21 protein-coding genes are annotated in these 24,197 nt (G+C 59.0%); 6 read left to right on the top strand and 15 right to left on the bottom strand.

Translation table 11 applies throughout. The features are described from left to right. Positions 1-230: 230 nt before the first annotated feature. From ACWR1S_RS10770 to ACWR1S_RS10710, 13 genes are all read right to left on the bottom strand, one after another. Complete coding sequence (locus tag ACWR1S_RS10770) at positions 231-1,103, bottom strand: transporter substrate-binding domain-containing protein (protein ID WP_454563458.1); 873 nt, start codon at positions 1,101-1,103, stop codon at positions 231-233. Further along, a complete protein-coding gene (locus ACWR1S_RS10765; RefSeq protein WP_454563457.1) occupies positions 1,100-1,882 on the bottom strand; it encodes an amino acid ABC transporter ATP-binding protein in 783 nt (260 codons plus the stop codon). Before ACWR1S_RS10765 ends, ACWR1S_RS10770 begins: the two co-directional genes overlap by 4 nt. Then, a complete protein-coding gene (locus tag ACWR1S_RS10760) occupies positions 1,879-2,538 on the bottom strand; it encodes an amino acid ABC transporter permease (RefSeq protein WP_007918714.1) in 660 nt (219 codons plus the stop codon). Before ACWR1S_RS10760 ends, ACWR1S_RS10765 begins: the two co-directional genes overlap by 4 nt. Next, complete coding sequence (locus ACWR1S_RS10755; protein WP_454563456.1) at positions 2,519-3,184, bottom strand: amino acid ABC transporter permease; 666 nt, start codon at positions 3,182-3,184, stop codon at positions 2,519-2,521. The genes ACWR1S_RS10760 and ACWR1S_RS10755 overlap by 20 nt, the downstream gene beginning before the upstream one ends. Positions 3,185-3,855: 671 nt before the next feature. Continuing rightward, the gene (locus tag ACWR1S_RS10750) at positions 3,856-4,653 is read right to left on the bottom strand and encodes a MetQ/NlpA family ABC transporter substrate-binding protein (RefSeq protein WP_007918708.1); all 798 of its coding nucleotides are present in this window, start codon (positions 4,651-4,653) and stop codon (positions 3,856-3,858) included. A 166-nt stretch (positions 4,654-4,819) separates the two neighbouring features. Continuing rightward, positions 4,820-5,752 carry a sigma 54-interacting transcriptional regulator gene (locus tag ACWR1S_RS10745; protein WP_454563455.1) on the bottom strand — a complete coding sequence of 311 codons (933 nt, stop codon included), beginning with the start codon at positions 5,750-5,752 and terminating at the stop codon, positions 4,820-4,822. A 52-nt stretch (positions 5,753-5,804) separates the two neighbouring features. Further along, a complete protein-coding gene (locus ACWR1S_RS10740) occupies positions 5,805-6,386 on the bottom strand; it encodes an alpha/beta hydrolase (RefSeq protein ID WP_454563454.1) in 582 nt (193 codons plus the stop codon). A 383-nt stretch (positions 6,387-6,769) separates the two neighbouring features. Continuing rightward, the gene (locus tag ACWR1S_RS10735) at positions 6,770-7,171 is read right to left on the bottom strand and encodes an ExbD/TolR family protein (protein WP_003220570.1); all 402 of its coding nucleotides are present in this window, start codon (positions 7,169-7,171) and stop codon (positions 6,770-6,772) included. A 1-nt stretch (position 7,172) separates the two neighbouring features. Then, positions 7,173-7,898: a MotA/TolQ/ExbB proton channel family protein gene (locus ACWR1S_RS10730; protein ID WP_454563453.1), complete on the bottom strand. Its 726-nt coding sequence runs from the start codon at positions 7,896-7,898 to the stop codon at positions 7,173-7,175. A gap of 45 nt (positions 7,899-7,943) precedes the next feature. Beyond that, a complete protein-coding gene (locus ACWR1S_RS10725) occupies positions 7,944-8,753 on the bottom strand; it encodes an energy transducer TonB (protein WP_454563452.1) in 810 nt (269 codons plus the stop codon). A gap of 380 nt (positions 8,754-9,133) precedes the next feature. Continuing rightward, positions 9,134-9,460: a hypothetical protein gene (locus tag ACWR1S_RS10720; RefSeq protein WP_038359731.1), complete on the bottom strand. Its 327-nt coding sequence runs from the start codon at positions 9,458-9,460 to the stop codon at positions 9,134-9,136. 190 nt (positions 9,461-9,650) lie between these two features. Further along, a complete protein-coding gene (locus tag ACWR1S_RS10715; RefSeq protein ID WP_454563451.1) occupies positions 9,651-10,994 on the bottom strand; it encodes an aryl-sulfate sulfotransferase in 1,344 nt (447 codons plus the stop codon). Positions 10,995-11,017: 23 nt separating this feature from the next. Further along, complete coding sequence (locus tag ACWR1S_RS10710) at positions 11,018-13,378, bottom strand: TonB-dependent receptor (protein WP_454563450.1); 2,361 nt, start codon at positions 13,376-13,378, stop codon at positions 11,018-11,020. A 165-nt stretch (positions 13,379-13,543) separates the two neighbouring features. Here ACWR1S_RS10710 and ACWR1S_RS10705 point away from each other — a divergent pair, with 165 nt between their 5' ends. Together ACWR1S_RS10705 and ACWR1S_RS10700 are read left to right on the top strand one after the other, a co-directional pair. Then, entirely contained in the window at positions 13,544-14,488 is a 945-nt protein-coding gene (locus tag ACWR1S_RS10705) for a LysR family transcriptional regulator (protein WP_454563449.1), read from the top strand. Between the two features lie 215 nt (positions 14,489-14,703). Next, on the top strand, positions 14,704-16,320 hold the full coding sequence (locus ACWR1S_RS10700) for an alkaline phosphatase family protein (protein ID WP_454563448.1): 1,617 nt from the start codon (positions 14,704-14,706) through the stop codon (positions 16,318-16,320). 211 nt (positions 16,321-16,531) lie between these two features. Here the strand turns inward: ACWR1S_RS10700 and ACWR1S_RS10695 are convergent, their stop codons facing one another. Then, positions 16,532-17,440: a TauD/TfdA dioxygenase family protein gene (locus ACWR1S_RS10695; protein ID WP_454563447.1), complete on the bottom strand. Its 909-nt coding sequence runs from the start codon at positions 17,438-17,440 to the stop codon at positions 16,532-16,534. Between the two features lie 181 nt (positions 17,441-17,621). Here ACWR1S_RS10695 and ACWR1S_RS10690 point away from each other — a divergent pair, with 181 nt between their 5' ends. Next, complete coding sequence (locus tag ACWR1S_RS10690; RefSeq protein WP_016985202.1) at positions 17,622-18,542, top strand: LysR family transcriptional regulator; 921 nt, start codon at positions 17,622-17,624, stop codon at positions 18,540-18,542. 117 nt (positions 18,543-18,659) lie between these two features. Here ACWR1S_RS10690 and ACWR1S_RS10685 read toward each other — a convergent pair whose 3' ends face one another. Beyond that, positions 18,660-19,673 (bottom strand): ABC transporter substrate-binding protein, encoded by a 1,014-nt coding sequence (locus tag ACWR1S_RS10685; RefSeq protein ID WP_454563446.1) that lies wholly within the window; start codon positions 19,671-19,673, stop codon positions 18,660-18,662. Between the two features lie 391 nt (positions 19,674-20,064). On the opposite strand from ACWR1S_RS10685, the gene ACWR1S_RS10680 reads away from it, so the two are divergent. Genes ACWR1S_RS10680 through ACWR1S_RS10670 form a run of 3 tightly spaced genes read left to right on the top strand, consistent with a single transcriptional unit; the run spans position 20,065 to position 24,100 of the window. Next, complete coding sequence (locus tag ACWR1S_RS10680) at positions 20,065-21,663, top strand: ABC transporter permease (RefSeq protein WP_454563445.1); 1,599 nt, start codon at positions 20,065-20,067, stop codon at positions 21,661-21,663. After that, complete coding sequence (locus ACWR1S_RS10675; RefSeq protein WP_150649892.1) at positions 21,660-22,475, top strand: ABC transporter ATP-binding protein; 816 nt, start codon at positions 21,660-21,662, stop codon at positions 22,473-22,475. Before ACWR1S_RS10680 ends, ACWR1S_RS10675 begins: the two co-directional genes overlap by 4 nt. A 14-nt stretch (positions 22,476-22,489) precedes the next feature. After that, positions 22,490-24,100, top strand: coding sequence for an arylsulfatase (locus ACWR1S_RS10670; protein ID WP_454563444.1), 1,611 nt, complete (start codon positions 22,490-22,492; stop codon positions 24,098-24,100). Positions 24,101-24,197 lie beyond the last annotated feature (97 nt).

The raw sequence follows: 24,197 nt of genomic DNA, 5'->3' as shown, positions 1-24,197 counted from the left end.
TCTCCCAAAGGGAGAGGGGACTGATTGGGGGATGCTCAAGAGTGACGCCGACGTGAAAATGCTTCTGTGAATCCAAAGTCGAAGTGACGCCGACGCGAAATGCGTCTGTGAATCCATAATCGATTCGGTTTGTCAGGTCGATGTCCGATGCAAGACACCTCGGTCGGCTCCCTCTCCCTCGGGAGAGGGCTGGGGTGAGGGGCAGACCTCACCACCGACCTGACAGACAATCACCCCTGCCACTTGCCGCCTTCAACAATCACGCTCTCAGGCTTGGTGTCATCACTCAGCTCTTTACGCACATATTGGTCGTACAGCTTGAGCAGATACTTTTCCTCACCCAACTTGGCCAGCTCGGTATTCACCCAGTCACGCAGCTCGATATTGCCCTTCTTCACCGCTGGCGCAATCGGCGCTTCGGCACCCAGTTTGTCATCCAGCACGCGATAACCCGGGTTCTGTTTGGCCCAGCTGAACAGCACCAGATTGTCCTGTGCATAAGCATCGCCACGCCCGTTGGCCAGGGCTTGCAGCGACTCGGAGTTTTTCTCGAACTTCAGTAATTTCCAGTCCGGATGATTCTTGGTCAGCCAGATATCAGCGGTAGTGCCGGTGGTGACGATGGTGGTGCGCGTCGCCAGATCATCGAGGTTTTTCACCGAACTGCTCTGCGGCACCAGCGCCTGCACCGCGACCTTGAGATTCGGATTGGTGAATTCCACCGCTTCCTTGCGCTCCGGGGTCACGGTCATGTTGGCGAGGATCAGATCGACTTTGTCGCTTTGCAGAAACGGGATACGGCTTGCCGGTTCGACGGCAACGAATTCGACCTTGTTTTCGTCGCCGAGCAGATCCTTGGCGAAACGACGACCGATGTCGGTATCGAAGCCGACGTAGCGTCCGGCTTCATCGACGAAACCAAACGGCGGTTTGTCGGTGAAGACACCCACGATCAGTTTGTCGCGGGCCTTGATCTTGTCCAGATAACCGGCGGGCGCGGTGCTTTCGCTGGCGACTTTCGGCTTCGGTGTTTCTTCGGTCTTGCCGCAACCGGCGAGCAAGGCGAGGCTGAGCAGGGGCAGTAAAAAAGCGGCAGTTTTCATAACAGTTCCAGTTCCTTTGTCGGATTCGTTTTTGGCAGTGTTGCCACGAAGGAGAACTTCTCCAGAAACTGCTGCGCGCGTGCGGTTTGCGGGTTCGTAAAGAAAATCTCGGGCGGGTTCTGTTCAAGGATGCGCCCGGCATCCATGAACACGATGCGGTCGGCCACCGCGCGGGCGAAGGCCATTTCATGGGTGACAATCAACAGGGTCATGCCTTCACGGGCCAGGCCCTGGATGACCTGCAAAACTTCCTTGACCATTTCCGGGTCGAGGGCGGCGGTGACTTCGTCGAAGAGCATCACGCGCGGGTTCATGCACAGCGAGCGAACGATGGCGATGCGTTGCTGCTGACCGCCGGAGAGCTGACGCGGGAAGGCATCGCGCTTCTCCGCCAGCCCCACGCGTTCAAGCAGCGCTTCGGCTTGCTGTTGCGCTTCGCGGCGCTGACGTTTTTGCACCTTCAGCGGACCGAGCAGCAAATTGTCGAGCACACTCATGTGCGGGAACAGGTGGTAACTCTGAAACACCATTCCGATCTGCTGACGGATCTCGCGCCAGTCGGTGGCCTTGTCCAGCAGCTCACGGCCGAGGAATTTCAGGCTGCCGCTGTGGGCCTGTTCCAGTCCATTGAGGCACCGCAGCAAGGTACTTTTGCCGCAACCGCTGGGGCCGAGGATGACGATCACTTCGCCACTCTGCACCTGCAGGTCGATGCCGTTGAGCACCTGCTGCTCGCCATAGAATTTGTTGAAGCCGTGAAACTCGATCAATGCGCTCATGCTTGCGTCCAGCGCCGCTCCAGCACGCGCGAGGCGGCCGACAACGGGTAGCAGATGAAAAAGAAAAACAGGAACAGCGCGCCGTAGATCAGCACCGATTCGTAAGTACGCTCGATGATCTGCTGGCCGACCTTGATCACGTCGACCACACCGATGAGCACCGCCAGCGAGCTGGTCTTGATGATCCGCGTGTAGACGTTGATGGTCGGCGGCGTCATGCGTTTCAGCGCTTGCGGCAGCAGCACGTAGCCGTAGAGTTGCGCGGCGTTCAGACCAATCGACAGCCCCGCCTCACGCTGCCCGCGCGGCAACGAATGCAGGGCTCCGCGCGCCACTTCGCCGACCTCGCTGGCGCCCCACAGCGACAGCACCAGCACCGCGCACCAGAAACTCGGAATGCTCAGGCCGAAGAAAATCGGCAAGCCGAAAAACAGCAGGTACAACCAGACCAGCACCGGGATCGCCCGGAACAGCTCCAGATACACCCGCAGGATCGCGTTCAGCCACGTCACGTTCAACGTGCGCAACACGCCGTAGAGCACGCCACCGACGGTGCTGATGGCGATGCTCAGAAACGAGATCGACAAGGTTTGCCCGGCGCCTTTGGCCAATTGCGGCAGCGACACCCAGAGCAACTCAAGACCCGAACTGGCCATGCTGGAGCCTCCTTTCCAGACGGCTGAGCAGTAGCGACAGCGGCAAAAACAGCAGCACGCAGATCAGCGTCAGCACGGCGAGCATTTCGTAGGTTTTGTAATAGAGCGCGATGTAGCTCTTGGTGGTGTAGAGGATTTCCGGCACCGCCACCGCCGAGACCACGGTGGTTTCCTTGAGCAGGAATATGAAATTGGCGAACAGCGACGGCAGGCTGAGAATCCCCGCTTGCGGCAGAATCACGTAGCGCAGCAACTGGCCGTGGGACAGGCCGATCGAGCGCCCCGATTCCAGTTGTGCCTGCGGCACCGCATCGACGCCAGCACGCAGCACTTCGGTGAGGTAAGCGCCGCCAAGGAAGGTCATGGTGATGATCGCGGCAGTGAAACCGGACACCTGAATCCCCACGGCCGGCAAGGCGAAGTAGACGAAAAACAACTGGATCAGCAGCGGCGTGTTACGCGCCAGCTCCACATACAGGCCCACCAGTTTTTGCAGGTAAGGCGTGCGAAATACCAGAATCGACGCGTTGAGCAGCGCCACCAGCAACGAGGTGCCAATGGCGATAAAACCCACCTGCAGCGTCACGCCCACGGCTTTGAGAAACGCCGGCAGGGTGCTGAGGATAAATGCGTAATCGAAAGTCATGAAACGTCCTGGACGCCGCTCGGTAAGCGACGGTGGTGCAGTCCATGGACAGCGGATGGCTGTCCGGCAAGCACCGACTTTATAGGTATAAAAACAAGAATTTAAATACCGTTAAAGCATATTGATATCACCCAAAAAACTATCTTGTGGGTTTGCCGGGAAGGAATAAGAAGGCTATTTTCCTTTGCGCTGTAGGACGGATCTTTTTTTCACGAAAGCCCTCCAAGGATGATCAGCTTTTGGCCAGACTCTCCCGGCCAAACCCATAACAAGGAAGAAAACATGGACGTAAAAGTGCCGCAGCGACTGGATCCGCAGGAGATTGTGAAATTGTTGGTGGCGTTGAGGCGGGCGTTGAAGGCCCAGGTGGCCTGAGCTCAAGATCAAAAGCACCCTCACCCCAGCCCTCTCCCAGGGGGAGAGGGAGCCGACCTGATCTGTCTTGCGTCAAACATCGACCTGAGAGATCGAGTCGATTATGGATTCGGCAGAGCTCTTTCACGTCGGCGTACTTCCACAGCATCCCCCGATCAGTCCCCTCTCCCTCTGGGCGGTCCGACGTTTCGGGAGGGCTAGGGTGAGGGGCTTTTCAACGCACACACAAAAACGCCGATGCCCATCACTGGCCATCGGCGTTTTCACACCTTGAAGGGGGTGGTTCAAGCGTCAGATCAGAACGCCGGCAGTACCGCGCCGTTGTACTTTTTCTCGATGAACGCTTTGACTTCCGGGCTGGTCAGGGCTTTGGCCAGTTTCTGGATCGCGTCGCTGTTCTTGTTGTCCTCACGGGCCACCAGGAAGTTCACGTACGGCGAGTCAGCGCCCTCAATCACCAGCGCATCTTTCTGCGGATTCAACTTGGCTTCCAGCGCGTAGTTGGTGTTGATCATGTCCAGATCAACTTCCTTCAGAACGCGTGGCAGCAGGGCCGATTCCAGTTCCTTGAACTTGAAGTTGTGCGGGTTCTTGGCGATGTCTTTTGGCGTTGCCAGAGCGTTTTTCGGATCTTTCAGCTCGATCAGGCCAGCCTTCTGCAGCAGGATCAGCGCGCGACCGCTGTTGCTACCTTCGTTGGGGATGGCGATGGTGGCGCCGTCCGGCAGTTCAGCCAGGGTCTTGTACTTGCTCGAGTAGCCACCGAACGGTTCAACGTGCACGCCCTGCACGGTCACCAGGTACTTGGATTTGTCGTCCTTGTATTTGCCCTGGTTGAAGCTGTTCAGGTACGGCAGGGTCTGGAAGTAGTTGGCGTCCAGACGCTTCTCGCCAACCTGTACGTTCGGCTGAACGTAGTCGGTGAACACCTTGATTTCCAGATCCACGCCTTCTTTGGCCAGGGTCGGTTTGATCAGCTCAAGGATTTCAGCGTGCGGCACCGGGGTCGCGGCAACCACCAGTTTCTCGCCGGCATTGGCCAGGGAAGCAGTCAGAGCAGCCGCCAATGCGGTAAACAACAGAACCTTTTTCATGCAGTGTCCTTATCGAAAATCACGGTCGTCATCGACGACGGCATTAATACGTGTGCCAGTGAAGTGATATCGCTGGCGTGGGTCGGACAATACCGGGATTTTTTATTCCCGGACAATAACGTTTATTCAGCTTCATATTCCATTTTGTTCATGTTGAACGAAACAGTTACACCGCCTCACTCAAACGAATCAGCAGATCTTTCAATGCCTTACGCTCGGCGACGCTGCCGCCGATGTTGATTTGTGTAACCAGCCGTTCGATCTGAAGCTGCGGCCCAGACACCTCGGGCAGGTTCAAGTGCTCCGGCAGAATCTCGTCGCCGGTGCTCACCAGCAAGGCAAAGTGAATGACATTTTCCAGCTCGCGGGTGTTGCCCGGCCAACTGTGTTGTTCGAGCACGTGCTGCGCGGCTTCGCTGATCAGCGGCACGGGCAAGTCGAGGCGCTGGCTGTAAATGCCGAGAAAATATTCGGCCAGCGAAAGAATGTCGCCGATGCGCGCGCGCAAGGCGGGCAGTTCCAGTTGCCCTTCGCTCAAGTAGTGATAGAGCCGCTCGTGGAATTTCCCCGCGTCCACCGCTTGCGCCAGATCGATGCTGGTCGCGGCCACCAGGCGCACGTCTACCGGGCTCGGCTGAGGCGCACCGACACGGGTGACTTCGTGGTTCTCCAGCGCTGCCAGTAGTTTGATCTGGATCGGCAGCGGCAAGTCGCCGATTTCATCGAGGTACAAGGTGCCGCCATTGGCCGAACCGAACCATCCGGCGCGACTGCTCGCCGAACCGCTGTAGGTGCCGGCGGCATAGCCAAACAGTTCGGCATCGGCGTAGGTCGGGCTGATCGCACCGCAATTGACCGAAACGAACAGACCGCTGCGATCACTGGCGCGATGGATGTGCCGGGCGAGCAGTTCTTTACCTGTCCCCGTCTCACCGCGAATCAATACTGAAATCGCACGCGGGGCTAATTGCTCCAACTCCTCGCGCAACTGACGCGAACGCGGATCGACAAACACCAGCGCCTTGGCGCGAATGCTCAGGGGGCTTTTTTCCGCATCGGGAAAGGTCAGCAACGGCTGACCGAAAGTTTCAAAACTCATGGCAGACTCCCGCCCAGAACCGCCGGAGACGGGGGCGTTGAAAGAAATAAAATCAGGCGCGACGGCGGGCGTGGTGTTCCATGCGGTTTTGCAGGCGATAGAGATAAGCAAATCCCTGCTCCCAGCGCTGATGCCCGGATTTGACGTTGATGTGCCCGGCACCGGCAAGAATCCCCGCCTCGGCGCCCCAGTTACGCGCCAGCTCCAGAGCGCGCGGCGCGCTGACGGCGGCGTCGTTGTCGGAGCTGACGACCTGGCTCGGGAACGGCAGCAGGTCAGTCGGAATAGGCGCGTAGTTGCGCAGTGCCGGCGCGCAGGCCGGACGCTCGACGTCCGCTGGCGCGACCAGCAAGGCGCCGCGTACCTGACGCAGGTATTGCAACGGCGCCGTGGCCGCCCAATGGGCAACGGTGATGCAACCGAGACTGTGAGCGATAAGGATCACCGGCGTGCTGTCGGCGGCAATCGCCTCGGCCAATGCCGCGACCCAGTCTTCGCGGCGCGGCGTCAGCCAATCGGCCTGCTCGACCCGCGCACTGTTCGGCAGGCTGTTTTGCCAGTGGCTTTGCCAATGATCTTCTGGCGATCCTTGCCAGCCCGGCACAATCAGGTAGCGGATTGATTCGTTGCGCATGGGGAGCTCTCCTGCGTCGTGTCTGTTCCTGAACGAGTATAGGGAGGGGATTTATATTCGTTAAGGAATAAGAAGCTATTTATTAAGACCTGAAATGAATATGAGATTTGTGCATGGCTTGAAATCTTTTCCCCCCTCACCCCAGCCCTCTCCCCCATGGGGGCGAGGGGGAAAGGGAGCCGATCACCAGGCCTTTCAAATCCGGAGTTCGACTGGATTTTTCATGTCGGTGTAACTCGTAAGAACAACGCGACCAGTCCCCTCTCCCTATGGGCGGTCCGACGTTTCGGGAGGGCTAGGGTGAGGGCTTCGCTTCTAATGCCAGAAATAAAAAAAGGGCCGCACCCTGCCAAGGAGACGGCCCCGGAAAAACGTAAATCCTGTTACCGCGCAGTAATCACCGACAACTTGGTAATCCCCGCCCGTTCAATCGAAGCCATCGCCCGTGCCACTTCGCCGTAGTTCACCCCATCATCCGCCTGCAACTGCACGCGCACTTCCGGGTCCTTGGCCTTGGCCGACTTGAGGTTGAATTCCAGCAAGTCCGGCTGAATCTCATCCTTGTTGATAAACAGTTTGCCGGCACCGTCGATGCTCACCACCAGCGGGTCCTTCTGCTCGACCGGCGCCACCGCTTCGGTCTTCGGCAGGTTGATCGGGATCGCGTTGGTCAGCAGCGGCGCGGTGACGATAAACACCACCAGCAGCACCAGCATCACGTCCACCAGCGGCGTCACGTTGATCTCGCTGAGCACCTCATCACTGTCTTGCGTGGAGAAGGCCATATCAGGACGCCTCCTTCACTTTTGCCGCGTTACCCGGCGTTGCGACCTTGTGCGCCGTCGGGTGGATCAACACGCGGAATGCACTCTTCTGCGCCAGGCTGTAGAAGTCGTGGGCAAAGTCATCCAGGTCCGCCGCCGTCAGCTTCAAACGACGCAAAAAGTAGTTGTAAACCAGCACCGCCGGCACCGCGACGGCGATCCCCACACCCGTTGCAACCAAGGCTGCACCGATCGGACCTGCGACTGTTTCCAGGCTCGCCGACCCCGCCGCGCTGATGCCTTTCAACGCCTCCATGATTCCCCAGACCGTGCCGAACAAACCAATGAACGGCGACGTACTGCCAATACTGGCGACCACTGCCAAGCCTGTTTCCAGCGAACGGCGTTCGCGGACGATCTGCTGACGCAGGGCGCGCTCCAGGCGATCCTGATGGTTGATCGCCTGGCTCAAATCATTGGCCTGCGGCGCCTCGCCCACTTGGATCGCTGCGTAACCGGCCTGCGCTACTCGTGCGGCTGCGCCGGGTTGGGTCTCGCTCAATTCAGCGGCTGAATCCAGACTCGACGCCGCCCAGAAACTTTTATGAAAACGGCGATCCTGCGCCTTCAGACGCCCGAACTGCCAAGCCTTGAGCAATGCCAGACCCCAGGTGGCGACGGAAAAAACCACCAGCAGCCAGATCACCGCGCTTTCGATGGATTCCAGTGGAGATGCCAGTAACGTCATGATGTATTCCCTCGTGTAAACGTTTCGCGCGAATTTGGTTTCGGTTTAATGAATCTTGAAATCGATGGGCACGCTGACCCAGCCGTCCTGGGCGACATCACCCTGCTTGGCCGGAACGAAACTCCAACGTTTCACGGCGTTCAGCGCCGCGTCGTCGAGCTGTTGCCGACCGCTGCTTTTGGCAATCTGGATCTCGCCCGGTTTGCCGCTGGCCAACACATGCACGCGCAGCAACACCGTCCCTTCCCAACCGCGACGCTGGGCCAGCGACGGGTATTCCGGCGCCGGGTTTTTCAGGTACGCGGCATTCGCTGATGCCGGGGTTACCGGTGCCGGCGCGGGAGGAGCAGGTGGCGCTGGCGCGGCAACCGGGGCTGCCGGTTGTGGCGGCGCCGGTGGTTGCTCGACGGCTTTTGGTGCCGGTTTGGGTGCCTGTTTAACCACCGGTTTCGGTTTCGGAAGCGGTTTTGGCGGCGGTGGCTTAACCGCCAGTTCGTCTTCCACTGGCGGTGGCGGCTCAACCACAGGCGCAGGCGGCGGTGGCTCGACAACCGGTGGTGCTGGCGGTGCCGGGCGCGAGAACTCGATGGTCATCGGCGGAATTTCCGGCGGCACGATCGGCAGCACCGGCGTCGGTTTTTGGCTGATCCAGTAGATCACCGCGCCGTGCACCACCAACGCGAGCATGCCGAGCAGAATTGTTTCGCGCCGACTCAGAATGCCTTTGGGCGCACGCTGCAAACGCAACTGCCCCAACGGCACACGATGCGGCCGGCCGAGATCGACCAATTCGCCACCCGGCGTCTGACGCCACAGCAATTCCTCTGCGCTGGCGGCGGTCTGGACATTGCCCATTGATTCACTCCCTGCGGTCTTTTTGCGTTCTCTACAAAAACTGCCGATCGACCGTTTGCTGAATCCCCCACGGCGGATCGATGGGTGAATCATTGGGCTTGACGCTTATCTCCGAAAGTAATCTTTAACGTTATGCATAGGCTTTTATGGAATATATAAATTGATCAATTCTGCCAAAGCCACGTACCACGCGGGCTGCAGCGATACGTGAAAAATCGCATGCTTTTCAGGCATGGAAAGTATTCATTCAACGCATCAAATTCGCCTGACCCGGTTTTGCTGGACAACTAATGCCAAGTAGATAGTTGATTGTTATTTTTCCGAAACAACAAAAAGGCCGGAGCACTTTCGTGCACCGGCCTTTATCGATTGCGTGCGTCTTATTGTTTGACGAATTCCCCTGCAAGGGTCACTACTTCACCGTCAAAGTTAGTACGGGAACCGGCCGCGCGAACTTTTGCGTAATTGTGATCAGGAGAAAACAATGACCACGCTTGAAATCCGCTATTACCATTCAGACCGACAAATGTAATGGTGGTAGGTTGTCCGGTGCTGTTCTGGAAATGGTAATGCCCGTAGCTGACGTCATAGTTAACGCCGCCCTGGCTGAACGTCCCGCTGAATGTACCGTTGGAGTCGTTGCCATCGGTAATCGTCAGTTTGGCGCCAGCGTTAGCGTTCACATAAGTGCCATTAATGCTCGACATGATTCGATTTCCTTTATCGTGGGGATAAGTGTCTTCCGATGAGAGCAAGTTTCCTCCTGGAAACTCACGACAGTCAGGATGGCTGGACATTCAATTATTGTCCACACGAGTTACTAACGAAATGGCGATAAGTACCATTCAACTCGCTCATCAGTTATCGCCGTTGGTTCGAGCATTAATGCCATTTCAACTAACGACTGGCATTGGTTTGCTGCACACCGACAACCGGGGCATTAACCGCCGTCTCGGAGCGCGGCGTACCCGTTGGCACCCAGTCATAACTCACAGGCAGCGCCCGATACACCCAGTTGCTGATCGCGTCGCTGCCCGGCGCTTTGCCGAGATACGGGCTGACGTATTCCCAGACGTTTTCACCGCTGGCCGTCACCTGGAAAAACCGCCCGTTCATGCCCTCGTCGATCAACGTGTTGCCATTGGGCAAACGCCGAGCACTGCTGATAAACGAACTGTAGAACGCCCATCCCGGCTGCTTCGAATTCGCCGCGCTGTACTGCCAGACGATCTCGTTTTTCAGCGGATCGATTTCCAACACCCGCGAACCGGAAATCAGCCCGAGGGTGACGTTCGGATAACCCGCCGAACCCTGGTTATCGAACACCAGCAAGTTGCCGGCACCAGGCAATCCGGCAGGAATGATATGAGCATCGTGCTGGCCGACAAACTGATCCACCGGGCGCGGCAATGTCCGGGGCGCTTTCGGATTGATCAGTGGCAGATTCGGCCCGAGGCGCCAGACCACTTTGCCGCTGCTTTTGTCGATGATCGCGATGAAGTTGGCGTTGCGTGAATCAAACAACAGGTTGTCCGGATTGAAGCGTTTATCACCGGCATCGAACCATTTGTTCGGCCCGACCACACTGAGGTTGTTGATGTGCAGGTAATCCGCATCATCACTCGCCCGTACCAGCTTCAATTGCTCTGGCGTGAAGCCGAACTCATTCAGATGCTCCGAGGCCAGCCACTGCCATTTCACCGCGCCGTCCGGGCTGACTTCATAGATGGCATCGTCGATCACCTCGGGCACTTTGAAGCCTTTGACCGTGTGCACCTTGTTCGCCAGCACCACGGTGTTGCCGTTGCTCAAACGACGTTGATCATGATGCTGTTGCGCTGCGCCACCGGGCGCCTTGTCGCCCCACTGCCAGACGACTTTGCCGCTCCAGTCCAGCTCGCCAACGCTCTGATTGCCCAGACCATTGCCAGCCGAACCGAGCTTGCCGGGATCCTTGTCACTCAGTTGCAGCAACACATGCCCGCGTTCGCCGCCGACCAGTTTTGGATCGATGATCGCCGACGGGAAACCCGCCTGCGGCCAGGTTTTCACCTCGTTGCCGTTCATATCAATCAGGTGCGTTTGCTTGTCGGCGCCGCTGAAAATCACGTACTGGTTGAACGCCTTGTTCGGGTCGTAACGAGTGACGCCCGTCGGGTAAACACTCGGCGCGGCGAAGGCGCCGGCACTGAGCACTGCGCCGGACAGCAACACCGGCAAAGCCGTTTTGATAGGCAACATGATGCAGCTCCTTGAGTAACGAATCAGAAGTCGTAGCGACCGGTGACGCCGAGGGTGCGGGGTGTGCCGAGCAGGCCTTCATAGCCGCCGTTACCGCCCGTCCACAGGGTCGTGTAGTAGGTTTTGTCGAAGGCGTTTTTCAGCCACAGCGACACGTCCCACTGGCCTTGGTTGAAGTCGCCGCGCAGACCGGTGGAAAAGTTGACCACGGCGTAACTCGGGATCTGGCCGTAGTCGGAATCCTCGACTGTGCCGACGGCTTTGGAGCGGAATGCATAGCTCGCGGTGACGTAAGGTTCGAAGCCGTTATCCAGATTCCATTTGTATTCGCCGTTGGCGTTGCCGATCCATTTCGAGGCGCCGACCACTTGATGGCCGCTGAGGTCGCAAGAGGCAGGAGCGCCCGGCGCCTGGCTGACTTCCGGCGGGCACGGCGCATCTTTGTACGAGAGGTAGCTGACGTCGTTGTAGGAGCCGTTGATGTTCAGGGTCAGGCCGCGCAGCGGGATCACCGTGCTTTCGAATTCGACGCCGCGCGAGCGCACGGAGCCGGCGTTGGTCAGGTATTGCACGCGATTGTCCGCGTCGTAGGCGTTGGTCTGGTAAGCGTTGACCTGGGTCCAGAAGACGTTGGCGTTGAGTTGCAGACGGTGGTCCCACAGCGTGCTTTTGAAGCCGAGCTCGGCGTTGTTCGCGCGTTCGGTGCCGATCAGCAGTGAATCGGCGCCGGCCACCGGCGCGGAACCGACCGCGAGGTTAACCCCGCCGGATTTTTCGCCGTGGGACAACGTGGCATAACCCAATACATCATCGGTGATGCGATAGCTGAGGTTGAGCAACCCGGACGGGCTGGAGCTGTACTGGTTCAAGTCGCCGGAATCATAAGCGCCGGCACGCCCGCGTCGCGCCGTGGCTGCAGCGCCCGTTACGGCAGCGCCCCCAATCGGCGCATCGCGCGTGACCCAAGCGGATTTCTCTTCATAAGTGCCACGCACCCCGGCAGTGAAATCCAGCCGTTCGGTGAGGTGCCAGGTGCCTTGGGCGAACAGGGCAAAGCTGTCGGTCTTGATATGGCCGTTGCCAATGCTGGTGACGTTGGCTAAAGCACCGCGCGCCGTGCCGTTCCAGATGTCGGCTTGCGGGCCGTAATAAGCGAAGGATTTGTTGTCCAGATCCGAACCGAAGTAGTAAGCGCCGACGACGTAATCGAAGAACTCGCCCTTAGGCGAGGCCAGGCGAAATTCTTGCGAGTACTGTTTGTCCTCCACCGAGACCCCGGCGTTGTAACTCGCCGGCACGTTGAGGCCGTCGTCGTTGCGCGGGGTGAAATTCCAGAAGCGGTAGGAGCTGATCGAGGTCAGCGTGAAGTCGCTCGGCAGTGTCCAGTTGGCCTCCACGGACGTGCCACCCTGATGCACGGTGACGTGCTGATCGTTGTCCAGATTGACCTTGCGGTGCGAGCCGTTGACCAGCGTCGCGCCGGCCGCATTGGCGCGCGCCTGGTAGAGGTTGACGCCGTTGATTGTCGGCCCGGTGTTGTACAACACGCGAGTGCCGGCGCTGGAATCCTCTTCGTTGTAGTCGCCGATCCAGCGCAGGTTGAAATCTTCGTTGGGCTTGAACAGCAGTTGCGCGCGGAAGCCCTCGCGCGAGCCGCCATTCAAATCATGGCCGTCGTATTCATTTTTGATGTCGCCGTCGCTACGGGTGCGATAGGCCGAAAAGCGCCCGGCCAGTTGATCGTTGAGCGGGCCGGAAATGGTGCCCTTGGTCTGGAAGTAACCGTCCTCGCCGACCGACGTTTCGATGCTGCGTTCAGGGGTGAAGCTTGGCGCGCGGGTGCTGATATTGATCACCCCAGCGGTGGTGTTTTTGCCGAACAGCGTGCCCTGCGGACCACGCAAGACTTCGAGCTGTTCGATGTCCATCAAGTCAAATACCGCCATCCCCGGACGGCCCAGATAGACGTTGTCGATGTACAAGCCGACGCTGCCTTCCAGACCATCACTGGCCGGGTTATTACCGAGGCCACGGATCGACACGCTGGACTGGCGTGCGTGCATGTAGGCGACGTTGACGCTAGGCACCAGTTGCTGCAAATCCTGAATCCGGTAGACCCGTTGCGTCTCCAGATTCTGCCCGCTGACCACGCTCATCGGCGTCGGTACATCCTGCGAACTTTCCTCGCGGCGACGGGTGGTAACGGTCACGGTTTCCAATTGCGAACTGTTGGCGGCCGGCTTGCCGGCCGGCACCGGCGCCGGGGTTTCGGAGTCGGCGGCGTAACCGTGAGTCCAGCTCGCGCACCCTGCCAGCAACAGGGCCAGAGGCAGGCGTTTGAGCCGTCGTGGCGTTAGGGGTGACGCAAGGTTCAACGGACTCATGGCGCGGCTCCTGGTCAAAAAACACACAGACATCTTTAGCGCTGCATATTCTTTTAAGTTATTTATTTATGGATTTACAAATATTTACTGCATAAGAGATTGCCTTTATAAGGAGTCGACCTAATGCATATCCAATGCATTTCCCGGATATTTTTTATGTGAAAAATGCATATCGACTTGCGCCAACTTCGTCACTTCATCGCCTTGGCTGAACAACGCAGCTTCGTCGCCGGCGCGCAGGCGGTGAACCTGTCGCAGTCAGCGTTCAGCCGCAGCATTCAGGCACTCGAGCACAGCGTCGGCTGTCAGTTGGTTGATCGCGGACGCAAGGAATTACCGCCGACCAAACAGGGCCAGGTGCTGCTTGAACACGCGCGGCGACTGGTCAGCGGCGCGCAGCAGATGGCCAACGAGATCAGCCAGTTCAACGGGCTGGAGGCGGGGGAATTGCGCTTCGGTTGTGGGCCGGCGCCGGCGGCGGGTTTGATTCCGCGGGCGATTGGCAGCTTTATCGGGCGTTATCCGAAAGCGCGGGTGCAGTTTCAGGTCGATGACTGGCAGAGTCTGAGTAAGCGGTTACTCAGCGAAGAGTTTGAATTTTTTGTCGCGGACACTCGGCACTTCGAGGCAGATCCGGATTACCTGACCCACCGGTTGCGACCGCGCAAGTGGTATTTCTGCTGCCGTGCCGGCCACCCTTTGGCCGGGTTTGAACGGGTCACGGCCGAGCAATTGATGAGCTATCCCCTGGCGGTAAGTATTCGTCCGCCGAACCTGCGCAAGGTCATAGTCGACCTCAGCGGGCGGCCGGATTTCACACCAAATGTGGAGTGTGAAAACAGCTCGAGCCTGCTCAGCGTGGTGCTGCGTTCGGATGCGATCGGGATTGTCGGGGCGTATTCCGATGCGTTGCATCAGGCCAGGGGCGAGTTGGTGTGCTTGCGCATCGAAGGACTGGCGGATGATCTTGAGGAGCTGTACACCCGTTACGGAATTGTCAGCCGCGCGGGGTATCGGTTGTCGCCGTTGGCGGAGGCGATGATCGAGCAGATCAAAGAGATAGATCAGCAGGATGAGGAGGTTTGCTCGCTGCAGAATCTCGCTGTCTGAGATGACGCCTTCGCGAGCAGGCTCGCTCCCACAGTGGACTGTGGTGAATACAGAATTTGTGATCGCCACCAACCCTGTGGGAGCGAGCCTGCTCGCGAAGAGGCCGGCACAGGCACCGATGCATTTCCTGCATAAAACCCATTCCCCAAATGCACTTGCCGAACACCCCCGCCGAAAGCGAAAACCCTCGCCTGTCCTTCTGACCGGTGAACCCCATGCCCACCCCGCCAAACCCCGTGCGCAACGTGCTGTACATCATGTGCGACCAACTGCGCCGCGATTACCTGTCCTGCTACGGCCATCCGCATCTGCACACGCCAAACATCGATCGCCTGGCCGCCGCCGGTGTACGTTTCAGCCGCGCCTACACCCAAGGCACGATCTGCGGCCCATCGCGGATGTCGGCCTACACCGGACGTTATGTCAGCAGCCATCAAGTGGCGTGGAACGCCGTGCCGCTGCCGCTGGAGGAACTGACGATTGGCGATTACCTGCGCCCTCACGGCATCCGTACGGCGCTGGTCGGCAAGACCCACGCCACGGCGAATGTCGATGCCTTGCAACGCCTGGCGATCAATCCTGACAGCGAGCAAGCCGAAATCCTCAACGAAGTCGGTTTCGAACCGTACATGCGCCACGACGGCATCTACCCCGACGATCCGCTGTTCGACGACAAACGCGAATCCGCGCCCTATACCCATTACCTGCGTGAACACGGCTTCGACGGCAAAAACCCCTGGCACGACTGGGCCAACGCCGCCGAAGGCGCCAATGGTGAAATCCTCAGCGGCTGGCAAATGCGTCATGCGAATTTGCCAGCACGAATTCCCGAGCAGCACTCAGAGACTGTCTACACTACAAATCGAGCCATCGACTTCATCACCGAGCAAGGCGAGAAATCGTGGTGTTTACACCTTTCCTATATCAAACCGCACTGGCCCTACATCGTACCAGCGCCGTACCACGCCTTGTACAGTACGAAATCGATTCTCGAAGCGGTCCGCGCGACGCCCTCCGAAGCCAGCAAACACCCCGTATACACTGCCTTTCGCCAGCATGAGGAAAGCCTCAACTTTTCCCGCGATTCAGTACGATTAACTGTAATCCCTACGTACATGGGTCTGATCAAGCAGGTGGATGATCAACTCGGGCGGCTGTTCGATTTTCTGCAGAGCAATGGCCGCTGGGATGACACGCTGATCGTGTTCACCAGCGATCACGGCGACTTTCTCGGTGATCACTGGCTCGGCGAGAAGGAGTTCTTGCTGGAGCAGGCAGTGGGGGTGCCATTGATCGTGCGCGACCCTCGGGCGGCGGCGGATGTCACCCGGGGAACCGTCGATGATCGACTGACAGAAACCATCGATGCGGTGCCGACATTCCTTGCGGCTCTGGGCTTGCCAGGGGCAGAGCATCGGCTTGAAGGCCGTTCGTTGATCCCACTGTTGCACGGCGAAAATCCGGACTGGCGCCGCTATGCAATCAGCGAATACGACTACGCCTTCCAGGCGCCGGCGCGTGAGCGTCTGGGTCAGCCGATTGATCGTTGCCGCATGACCATGGTGCGCAGCGAGCGCTGGAAATACCTGGCGTACGACGGCTTTCGGCCGCAGTTGTTTGACCTGTTGAATGATCCGCAGGAGTTGCGGGATTTGGGCGAGGATCCGGCGTATGCGGTGGTGCGTGAGGAGCATTCGGGGTATTTGTTTGAATGGGTGCGTGGGTTGAAGCGGCGCACGACCATCAGCCATCAGGAGATTGATTGGCGGGGGCAGCGGTTTCGTTATGGTGAGCCGGAGACAGAGAAGGTTGTTCAGATTGGTGTTTGGTAGCTTTAAGAGCCCCTCACCCTAACCCTCTCCCAGAGGGAGAGGGGACTAAATGGGGGATATTTCAGAGGTACACCGACCTGATCGTGCTTCACCGAATCCATAATCGATAAGGTCTTTCAGGTCGATATCTAACGCGAGACAACTCGGTCGGCTCCCTCTCCCTCTGGGAGAGGGCTGGGCGGGCGGCGTTCCGATGAGGGGTTTTTGATCTTCAATCGCGACCTTTGATGGTCTGGCTACGCTGCCCATTCGCCCCAACCGGCACTTCCCCCTTGAGCGTCACCCGACGCACCACCCGATCCTGAGTCCCGTAATCATCAATCGCATAATGCTGCGTCGAACGGTTATCCCAGATCGCCACATCACCGGCCTTCCAGCGCCAGCGCACGGTGTTTTCCTGGCGAATCACATGGCTCTGCAACAAGCCGAACAGATGCGCCGAATCCGCCTGCGAATAACCCTTGATACGTTTGACGAAATGCCCCAGCAGCAAACTCTTCTCGCCGCTGATCGGGTGCACGCGCACCACCGGGTGCTCGGTCTCGTACACGGTCGAGGTGAAGACTTTGCGATAGCGCTCAAGCTTCTCCGCCGAGACGTCCGGTTTCGCGCTGGCGTAGTCGTATTCGTTGCTGTGCACGGCGACCAGTTTGTCGGCCAGTTCACGCAGCTCGGTCGGCAAGCCGTTGTACGCCGTGGCGGTGTTGGCCCACAGGGTGTCGCCACCGAAGGCCGGGGCTACCACCGAGCGCAGGATCGAGGCTTTCGGGTAGGCATCGACGAAGGTCACGTCGGTGTGCCAGGAGTTGGCGCGCTGGCCTTCAGCGCCGTCCAGTTCGAGCAGATAACGCGTGCCTTCACGGGACGGCACGGTCGGATGCGCCACAGGTTCTCCGAGCAAATGGGCAAAGGCTTCCTGGCGCTGATCATCGAGCTGAGTCTGTTCGCGGAAGAACACGACTTTGTATTGCACCAGCGCCTGTTGAATGGCTTCGACGGTGGCGGCGTCCAGCTCACCGGACAAATGCACACCACGGATCTCGGCACCGATACGACCGGCCACCGGATGGATTTCCAGCGTGTGAACAGCGGGTTTTACTGCGAGTGCGGCATTGCTCATGGGTAGACCCTCATCGACTGCTTACGGTTGGACGGCAGCGAAACAACGCTCTATCTATATTCCATTTACATCTAATAGATATTCACATGCTTCGTTGACGGAATAAGAGCTTGCATTTAAAACCTCTAACAACCCTCGTCGCAAATGCCTTCGAGCTATTTTTAGGATGCCGGAAAAGCATATGGATCTTCGCCAGTTGCGTTACTTCATCGCCCTCAACGAACACCGCAGTTTTGTCCGTGCGGCGGACGCAATGGGCATCACTCAACCGGCGTTCAGCCGCAGTATTCAGGGGCTCGAGCAAGAGTTCGGCTGCGTGCTGGTGGATCGCGGCAACAAGGATCTGCGCCCCACACCAGAGGGCCAGGTCGTGCTGCAGCACGCCCTTAGCCTGGTGCAGGGCGCAGCCTTGCTCAGCGCCGAAGTGACGCAGATGACCAAGCTCGATGCCGGCGAAGTGCACTTCGGTTGCGGCCCGGCACCAGCAGTGAAACTGGTGCCGGACGCGGTGGCGCAATTCATCAATGCGCACCCGAAAGTGCGCACCTGCTTTCAAGTGGATAACTGGGAAAAACTCAGCCGCGCGCTGAGCCGTGAAGAGATCGAATTCTTCATCGCCGACATCCGCCATTTCGAGTCCGATCCAAACTTCCAGACCCAGGCACTGACACCCAAGCGTGGGGTGTTTTTCTGCCGGCCGGGGCATCCGTTGCTGGCCAAGGAAAGCCTGTCGACTAACGACATGTTCGACTACCCGCTGGCGACCACGCTGATCCCGCCGGGCATTCGTAAATTGCTGGCGAACCTCAGTGGACGCATCGATTTTTCACCGACCATCGAGACCGAGCACTTTCCGGCGCTGGTGAAAGTGGTGCTGCAATCGAATGCGATCGGCGTCGGTACGGAAGAGGCGTTTGTCGAGGACATTGCCAAGGGGTCGCTGGTGTTGTTGCACTGGCGTAATTTGCCGCAGAACCTGGAGAGCATGAATGCGCGCTGCGGGATTGTCAGTCGCACCGGGTTTCGCCTGTCGCCGGCGGCACGGGCGCTGATCGAGACGTTGGTGGCGGTGGATCGGCAGGACGTCAGCGTCGCTGTTTAAGGGGATCGTTCCCACGCTCTGCGTGGGAATGCAGCCCGGGACGCTCCGCGTCCCAAAGCGGACGCAGAGCGTCCAGTGATGCGTTCCCACGCAGAGCGTGGGAACGATCGGTGTACGTTAGAGCTTGGCCGCTGCCAGCTCAGGCGCCACCCAATCGTTGACCTTGAACGGCTTGCGAATCAGCTTCTGCTGCGCCGCCAGATCAACTTTGTCCTGCAAGCTGCCAAGGAACACCGGATCCAGTGTCGACGGGAACACGTCGCTCAACTTCTGATCTTTCAGATCCTCAGTGAGGATCACCGGTGGATAACTCGCCAGCCCCGAGACCAATTGCACGTAAGCAGCCTTGTTGCTGTCCTGGGTCAGCCACTCGACCGCCTGCTGCTGCGCCTTGAGCAACTTCGCCACCGCCTCCGGATGCGCGTCGACAAACTTGCCGGTGCCAACCAGCACCGACTGCACACTGCCCGCACCACCGAGATCCTTGGTATTCAGCGGCAACTCGGCCAGACCCTTGGTCTGCAACGCCGCCAAACCAGAGCTGCCCCACGACGCATCGATTTGCTTCGCCGCCAGCGCAGCGGTCGCGCCAGTGAAGTCGAGGTTGATGACTTTCAGATCCTTCTCGCTCAAGCCTTGACTGGCCAGCGCTGCATCGAATGAGAGTTGCGTCGCAGTGCCCCGAAAGATTGCCACGCGCTTGCCTTTCAAATCCTGCAGGGTCTTGATTCCGGAGCCCGGCACCACGCCCAGATATTGCTTCACCCCACGGGCACTGGCGCTGAGCAACCGCGTATCGAGGCCATTGGACTTGCCGATGATTGCCGCCAGGTCGCCCAGATACGCCAGATCAACCTGACCATTGGCAAACGCCTCATTGATCACCGGCCCGGCGCCCTTGAAAAAATTCCACTGAATCTTGATGCCTTGATCGGCGAAGGCTTTTTCGAAGATCTGCTGATCACGCAACACGTCGACCACACCGCCGCCGCTGTGCTGGGTGCCGGCGCTCAGGTCGGGCACGGCGATTCTGATTTCCTTGAGTTCATCAGCGTGAGCGGTGAACGCCAGCAGGCCCGCCAGTGCAGGAACGGCAAACAGACTGAAAACACGTTTGAAGGGGAGGTTCATGGGTGCAGCTCCTTGATCACGACGGGCGTTGAGGAGCCGAAAGTAGGCCGAATGAATACCTTCGCTTAAATACTATAAATGCACATTTTTATAGCTTTTAACGCTAAGCAAGCATTAACGGGGCTTGCAGCGGCGTATGCATTAACAGCATCGAAAATATTCTTCGAATGCATTGGATGCGTGTGGTCTGGAAGCCTTAAATGGCGCTGCTTATCTCTAAAAACAACTTATTACAGATTGTTTATAACCATTAGCTCTTAGTTAATATCGCAAGAGATCGCAGCCTTCGGCAGCTCCTACAGGGGTCAATTCAAGGACGCATTCCCCCCGTAGGAGCTGCCGAAGGCTGCGATCTTTTGATCTTGAGCCAACCCGACAACGGAGGTCACCCATGGCCCGCCAATCCTTGCTCAGTCTCCCACTCCCCGCGCCGCCGCTGAAAAGCCGTCGTACCTGGCCAAGCCTGAACCAACGCCTGTTGCCGTGGCTGTTGCCCCTCAGCCTGTTCGCCCTGTGGTGGCTGGCCGCGCGCAATGCCTGGATGAGCGAGCAGATCCTGCCCGCGCCATCACTGGTGTGGAACAGCGCCGTCGAGCTGGCGCATGGCGAGCTGTGGAGCCATTTGTGGATCAGCCTGCAGCGATTGTTCTGGGGTTTGCTCGCAGGGATTTCGGCGGGCGCGGTATTGGGGGCGGCTCTGGGTTTCAGTCCGCGTCTTGAACGTTTGATCTTCCCGACCTTCGCCGGACTTTCGCAAATACCGACGCTGGCCTGGATTCCGTTGTTCATGGTGTTTTTCGGCATCGGCGAGGTGTTGAAACTGGTGGTGCTGATCAAAGCGGTGGTGGTGCCGGTGACCCTGCACACACTGGTCGGCGTACGCGACGCACAGCCGAAATTGCGTGAAGCCGCCGCGGTTCTGCGTCTGCCGCCGCACTTGCTGGTGCGCCGCCTGGTCTTGCCCGCCGCCCTCCCCGCGTTTATGGCTGGCGTGCGTCTGGCACTGGCCGCCGGATGGACTTCGTTGCTGGCGGTCGAACTATTGGCCTCCAGCGAAGGCATCGGTTACCTGATGGTCTGGGCGCGACAATTGTTCATGCTCGACATCGTGTTCGTCTGCATCGTGGTCATCGGTGTGATCGGCGTGGCGATGGATCGCGGCATTGGTCTGCTGGACAAACAACTGGTGCACTGGCCGCACCCGGCCACCGCTGAAATTCGTCGCGGCCCGCGTCATGAAGGCTGGCAGCGTCTGCAACCGTGGCTGTTGCCGCTGAGCCTGCTGGCGCTGTGGCAATTGGCGAGTGAACAGCAGTGGGTCGACGCCAACATCCTGGTCAGCCCGTTGGCGGTGTTGATCACTGCCTGGGACGGTCTGCTCGATGGCACGCTGATCAGCGGCATGGCGCTCAGTCTCGGCCGCACGCTCGGCGGCCTGTTGCTCGGCGGCGGACTCGGATTTGCCTTGGGCCTGCTGCTGGGTCTATCGAACATCAGCGAACGCCTGCTCGGCCCGACCCTCGCGGCCATCCGCCAAATTGCCATTTTCGCCTGGGTGCCGCTGCTCACTGCCTGGTTCGGTCTCGGCGAACTGGCCAAGTGGGTGTTCGTCGCCCTCGCCGCGTTCTTCCCTTTGTTTATCGCCACGCAACGCAGCGTCGCCAATCTCTCGCCACAACTCAACGAAGCCGCACAAGTGCTGCGCCTGAGCCTCGGCCAACGCCTGCGCCGACTGGTGCTGCCGGGCGCTGCGCCGGGGATTTTCGCAGGCCTCAGATTGAGCTTGATCTACGCCTGGCTCGGCACCATCGGCGCCGAATATTTCATGCCGTCCAACGGCGGCATCGGCAGCCAGATGATCGGCGCACAACAACTGCTGCGCATGGACTTGATCATGGCCGGCATGCTTTTCGTCGGCCTCACCGGCGCCCTGCTCAACCTCATTGGCCAACGCCTGGAAATTCGCGCGACCCGCTGGAGACACGCATGAACGCACCGATTGTCAGCTTTAAACACGTAGGCAAATCCTTCGACGTCGACGGTTTCGAACTGGAGGCGATTCGCGAATTCAACCTGGACATTGCCGAGGGCGAGTTTGTCGCGATTGTCGGTTCCAGCGGCTGCGGTAAATCGACGTTACTGCGGTTATTGGTGGGCCTTGATACGCAGTTTCGCGGACAGATTACCGTGGATGGCAAAGCCGTCAGCGGCATCGGTGGCGAGCGTGGCATCGTCTTTCAGGAACACCGTTTGTTCCCTTGGCTGACCGTCGCCGACAATATCGGCCTGGGCCTGGTCAACGAGCCACTGAGCGCTGCGCAGAAGCAACAGCGGATCAACGACTTTATCGATCTGGTCGGCCTGCGCGACTTCACTCGCGCCTATCCGCATCAGCTCTCCGGCGGCATGGCCCAGCGTGTGGCGATCGCTCGCGGCCTGGTTGCCAGCCCACGCATTCTGCTGCTCGATGAACCCTTCGGTGCCCTCGATGCGCTGACTCGCCAGCAGATGCAGGACGAGCTGCTGGCGATCCGTGACCGCGCAAAAATCACCACGATCCTCGTCACCCACGACGTCGAAGAAGCGATCTTCCTCGCCGACCGTGTGGTGGTGATGGAGCCGCGTCCGGGGCGGATCAAGCAAGTGGTCGACATCGCCCTGCCGCATCCGCGCCAGCGCAGCAGTTTCGACTTCCATCAGTTGCGTGAAGAGCTGCTGCACGAACTGACCAGTGACGACCATTACCAACCGAGCGTGCCGGTGCAGATCCGCGATCTGCCGCTGACGTTCATTGCCTGCTGAACAGGAGTTTTGCGATGCCGCAACGTCCCAATTTTCTGGTGATTCTGGCCGACGATCTCGGCTTCTCCGACATCGGTGCGTTCGGCGGCGAAATCGCCACGCCGCACCTTGATGCCCTGGCCAACAACGGTCTGCGCCTGACCGACTTTCACACCGCACCGACCTGCTCGCCGACCCGTTCGATGCTGCTCACCGGCACCGATCACCACATCGCCGGCATCGGCACCATGGCCGAAACGCTGACGCCGGAACTGATCGGTAAACCGGGTTATGAGGGCTACCTCAACGACCGCGTGGTGGCGCTGCCGGAGTTGCTGCGCGAGGCCGGTTATCAAACCTTGATGAGCGGCAAATGGCACCTCGGTTTGAAGGCTGAACTGGCGCCCCATGCGCGGGGTTTCGAGCGCTCGTTTTCGCTGCTGCCGGGCGCGGCCAACCACTACGGTTTCGAGCCGACCTACGACGAGCAAACCCCCGGCCTGCTGAAATCCACTCCGGCGCTGTACATCGAGGACGATACTTTCCTTGATGAGTTGCCGAAGGACTTTTATTCCTCCGATGCCTTCGGCGACAAGTTGCTGCAGTACCTCAAGGAACGTGACCAGACCCGGCCGTTCTTCGCCTATTTGCCATTCTCCGCACCGCACTGGCCGTTGCAGGCGCCCGCCGACATCGTCGAGAAATACCGTGGCCGCTATGACGCAGGCCCAGAAGTGCTGCGCCTGGAGCGTCTGGAAAAACTCAAAGCCCTCGGTCTGATTGAACCGGACGTAGAGCCGCACCCGCTGATTCAGTTAACCCAGCAGTGGGACGCGCTGAGCGAGGAGCAAAAACAGATTTCCGCGCGGGCCATGGAGGTCTACGCGGCGATGGTCGAGCGCATGGACTGGAACATTGGCCGGGTCGTCGACTATCTGCGCCAGCAGGGGCAGCTCGACAACACGTTCATCCTGTTCATGTCTGACAACGGTGCCGAAGGTGCGCTGCTTGAAGCGTTCCCCAAATTCGGCCCGGAACTGGTGACGTACCTCAGCCAGCATTACGACAACAGCCTCGACAACATTGGCCGCGCCAATTCCTATGTCTGGTACGGGCCGAATTGGGCGCAAGTGGCTACCGCACCGTCGCGGCTGTTCAAGGCGTTTACTACCGAGGGCGGGATTCGCGTGCCGGCGCTGTTGCACTATCCACAATTGGCGATCAAAGGGCAGATCAGCCATGGTTTCGGCACGGTGATGGACATCACCCCGACGATTCTCGATCTGGCTGGCGTGCGCCATCCGGGCAAGCTCTGGCACGGCAAACCGGTGGCGCCGTTGCGCGGCAAATCGTGGCTGGGGTTCTTGTCGGGTGAGACTGCGCAGGTGCATGACGAGCACACGGTGACGGGTTGGGAATTGTTTGGGCGAAGGGCGATTCGGCAGGGATCGTGGAAAGCGGTGTGGATCCCCGGGCCTGTCGGGCCGGCGACCTGGCAGCTGTATGATTTGAGTAGTGATCCGGGGGAGATTCATGATCTGGCGGTGAGTCAGCCGCAGAAGCTCAGCGCGTTGATCGGGCATTGGCAGCAGTATGTCGAGGAGACCGGGGTGATTTTGAGTGAGTCGCCGTTTCAGCCGGATTGAAGGGGAAGATCAAAAGCCCCTCACCCTAACCCTCTCCCGGAGGGAGAGGGGACTGACTGAGGTGTCTTCCGTTAAATATCGACCTGTGAAAACGAGT

Source organism: Pseudomonas sp. AIG (assembly GCF_977020205.1).
Note: the sequence above shows the minus strand (reverse complement) of the source record. Positions and strands in the feature narration are given on the sequence as shown.

Bases quoted from the DNA above. Each gene is read 5' to 3' on its own strand.
- ACWR1S_RS10690 (WP_016985202.1), top strand. From the start codon at position 17,622: ATGGATCTTCGCCAGTTGCGTTACTTCATCGCCCTCAACGAACACCGC.
- ACWR1S_RS10730 (WP_454563453.1), bottom strand. From the start codon at position 7,898: ATGACGTTACTGGCATCTCCACTGGAATCCATCGAAAGCGCGGTGATC.
- ACWR1S_RS10680 (WP_454563445.1), top strand. From the start codon at position 20,065: ATGGCCCGCCAATCCTTGCTCAGTCTCCCACTCCCCGCGCCGCCGCTG.
- ACWR1S_RS10675 (WP_150649892.1), top strand. From the start codon at position 21,660: ATGAACGCACCGATTGTCAGCTTTAAACACGTAGGCAAATCCTTCGAC.
- ACWR1S_RS10695 (WP_454563447.1), bottom strand. From the start codon at position 17,440: ATGAGCAATGCCGCACTCGCAGTAAAACCCGCTGTTCACACGCTGGAA.
- ACWR1S_RS10755 (WP_454563456.1), bottom strand. From the start codon at position 3,184: ATGACTTTCGATTACGCATTTATCCTCAGCACCCTGCCGGCGTTTCTC.
- ACWR1S_RS10740 (WP_454563454.1), bottom strand. From the start codon at position 6,386: ATGCGCAACGAATCAATCCGCTACCTGATTGTGCCGGGCTGGCAAGGA.
- ACWR1S_RS10765 (WP_454563457.1), bottom strand. From the start codon at position 1,882: ATGAGCGCATTGATCGAGTTTCACGGCTTCAACAAATTCTATGGCGAG.
- ACWR1S_RS10670 (WP_454563444.1), top strand. From the start codon at position 22,490: ATGCCGCAACGTCCCAATTTTCTGGTGATTCTGGCCGACGATCTCGGC.
- ACWR1S_RS10710 (WP_454563450.1), bottom strand. From the start codon at position 13,378: ATGAGTCCGTTGAACCTTGCGTCACCCCTAACGCCACGACGGCTCAAA.
- ACWR1S_RS10735 (WP_003220570.1), bottom strand. From the start codon at position 7,171: ATGGCCTTCTCCACGCAAGACAGTGATGAGGTGCTCAGCGAGATCAAC.
- ACWR1S_RS10705 (WP_454563449.1), top strand. From the start codon at position 13,544: ATGCATATCGACTTGCGCCAACTTCGTCACTTCATCGCCTTGGCTGAA.
- ACWR1S_RS10700 (WP_454563448.1), top strand. From the start codon at position 14,704: ATGCCCACCCCGCCAAACCCCGTGCGCAACGTGCTGTACATCATGTGC.
- ACWR1S_RS10725 (WP_454563452.1), bottom strand. From the start codon at position 8,753: ATGGGCAATGTCCAGACCGCCGCCAGCGCAGAGGAATTGCTGTGGCGT.
- ACWR1S_RS10685 (WP_454563446.1), bottom strand. From the start codon at position 19,673: ATGAACCTCCCCTTCAAACGTGTTTTCAGTCTGTTTGCCGTTCCTGCA.
- ACWR1S_RS10770 (WP_454563458.1), bottom strand. From the start codon at position 1,103: ATGAAAACTGCCGCTTTTTTACTGCCCCTGCTCAGCCTCGCCTTGCTC.
- ACWR1S_RS10760 (WP_007918714.1), bottom strand. From the start codon at position 2,538: ATGGCCAGTTCGGGTCTTGAGTTGCTCTGGGTGTCGCTGCCGCAATTG.
- ACWR1S_RS10745 (WP_454563455.1), bottom strand. From the start codon at position 5,752: ATGAGTTTTGAAACTTTCGGTCAGCCGTTGCTGACCTTTCCCGATGCG.
- ACWR1S_RS10715 (WP_454563451.1), bottom strand. From the start codon at position 10,994: ATGTTGCCTATCAAAACGGCTTTGCCGGTGTTGCTGTCCGGCGCAGTG.
- ACWR1S_RS10750 (WP_007918708.1), bottom strand. From the start codon at position 4,653: ATGAAAAAGGTTCTGTTGTTTACCGCATTGGCGGCTGCTCTGACTGCT.
- ACWR1S_RS10720 (WP_038359731.1), bottom strand. From the start codon at position 9,460: ATGTCGAGCATTAATGGCACTTATGTGAACGCTAACGCTGGCGCCAAA.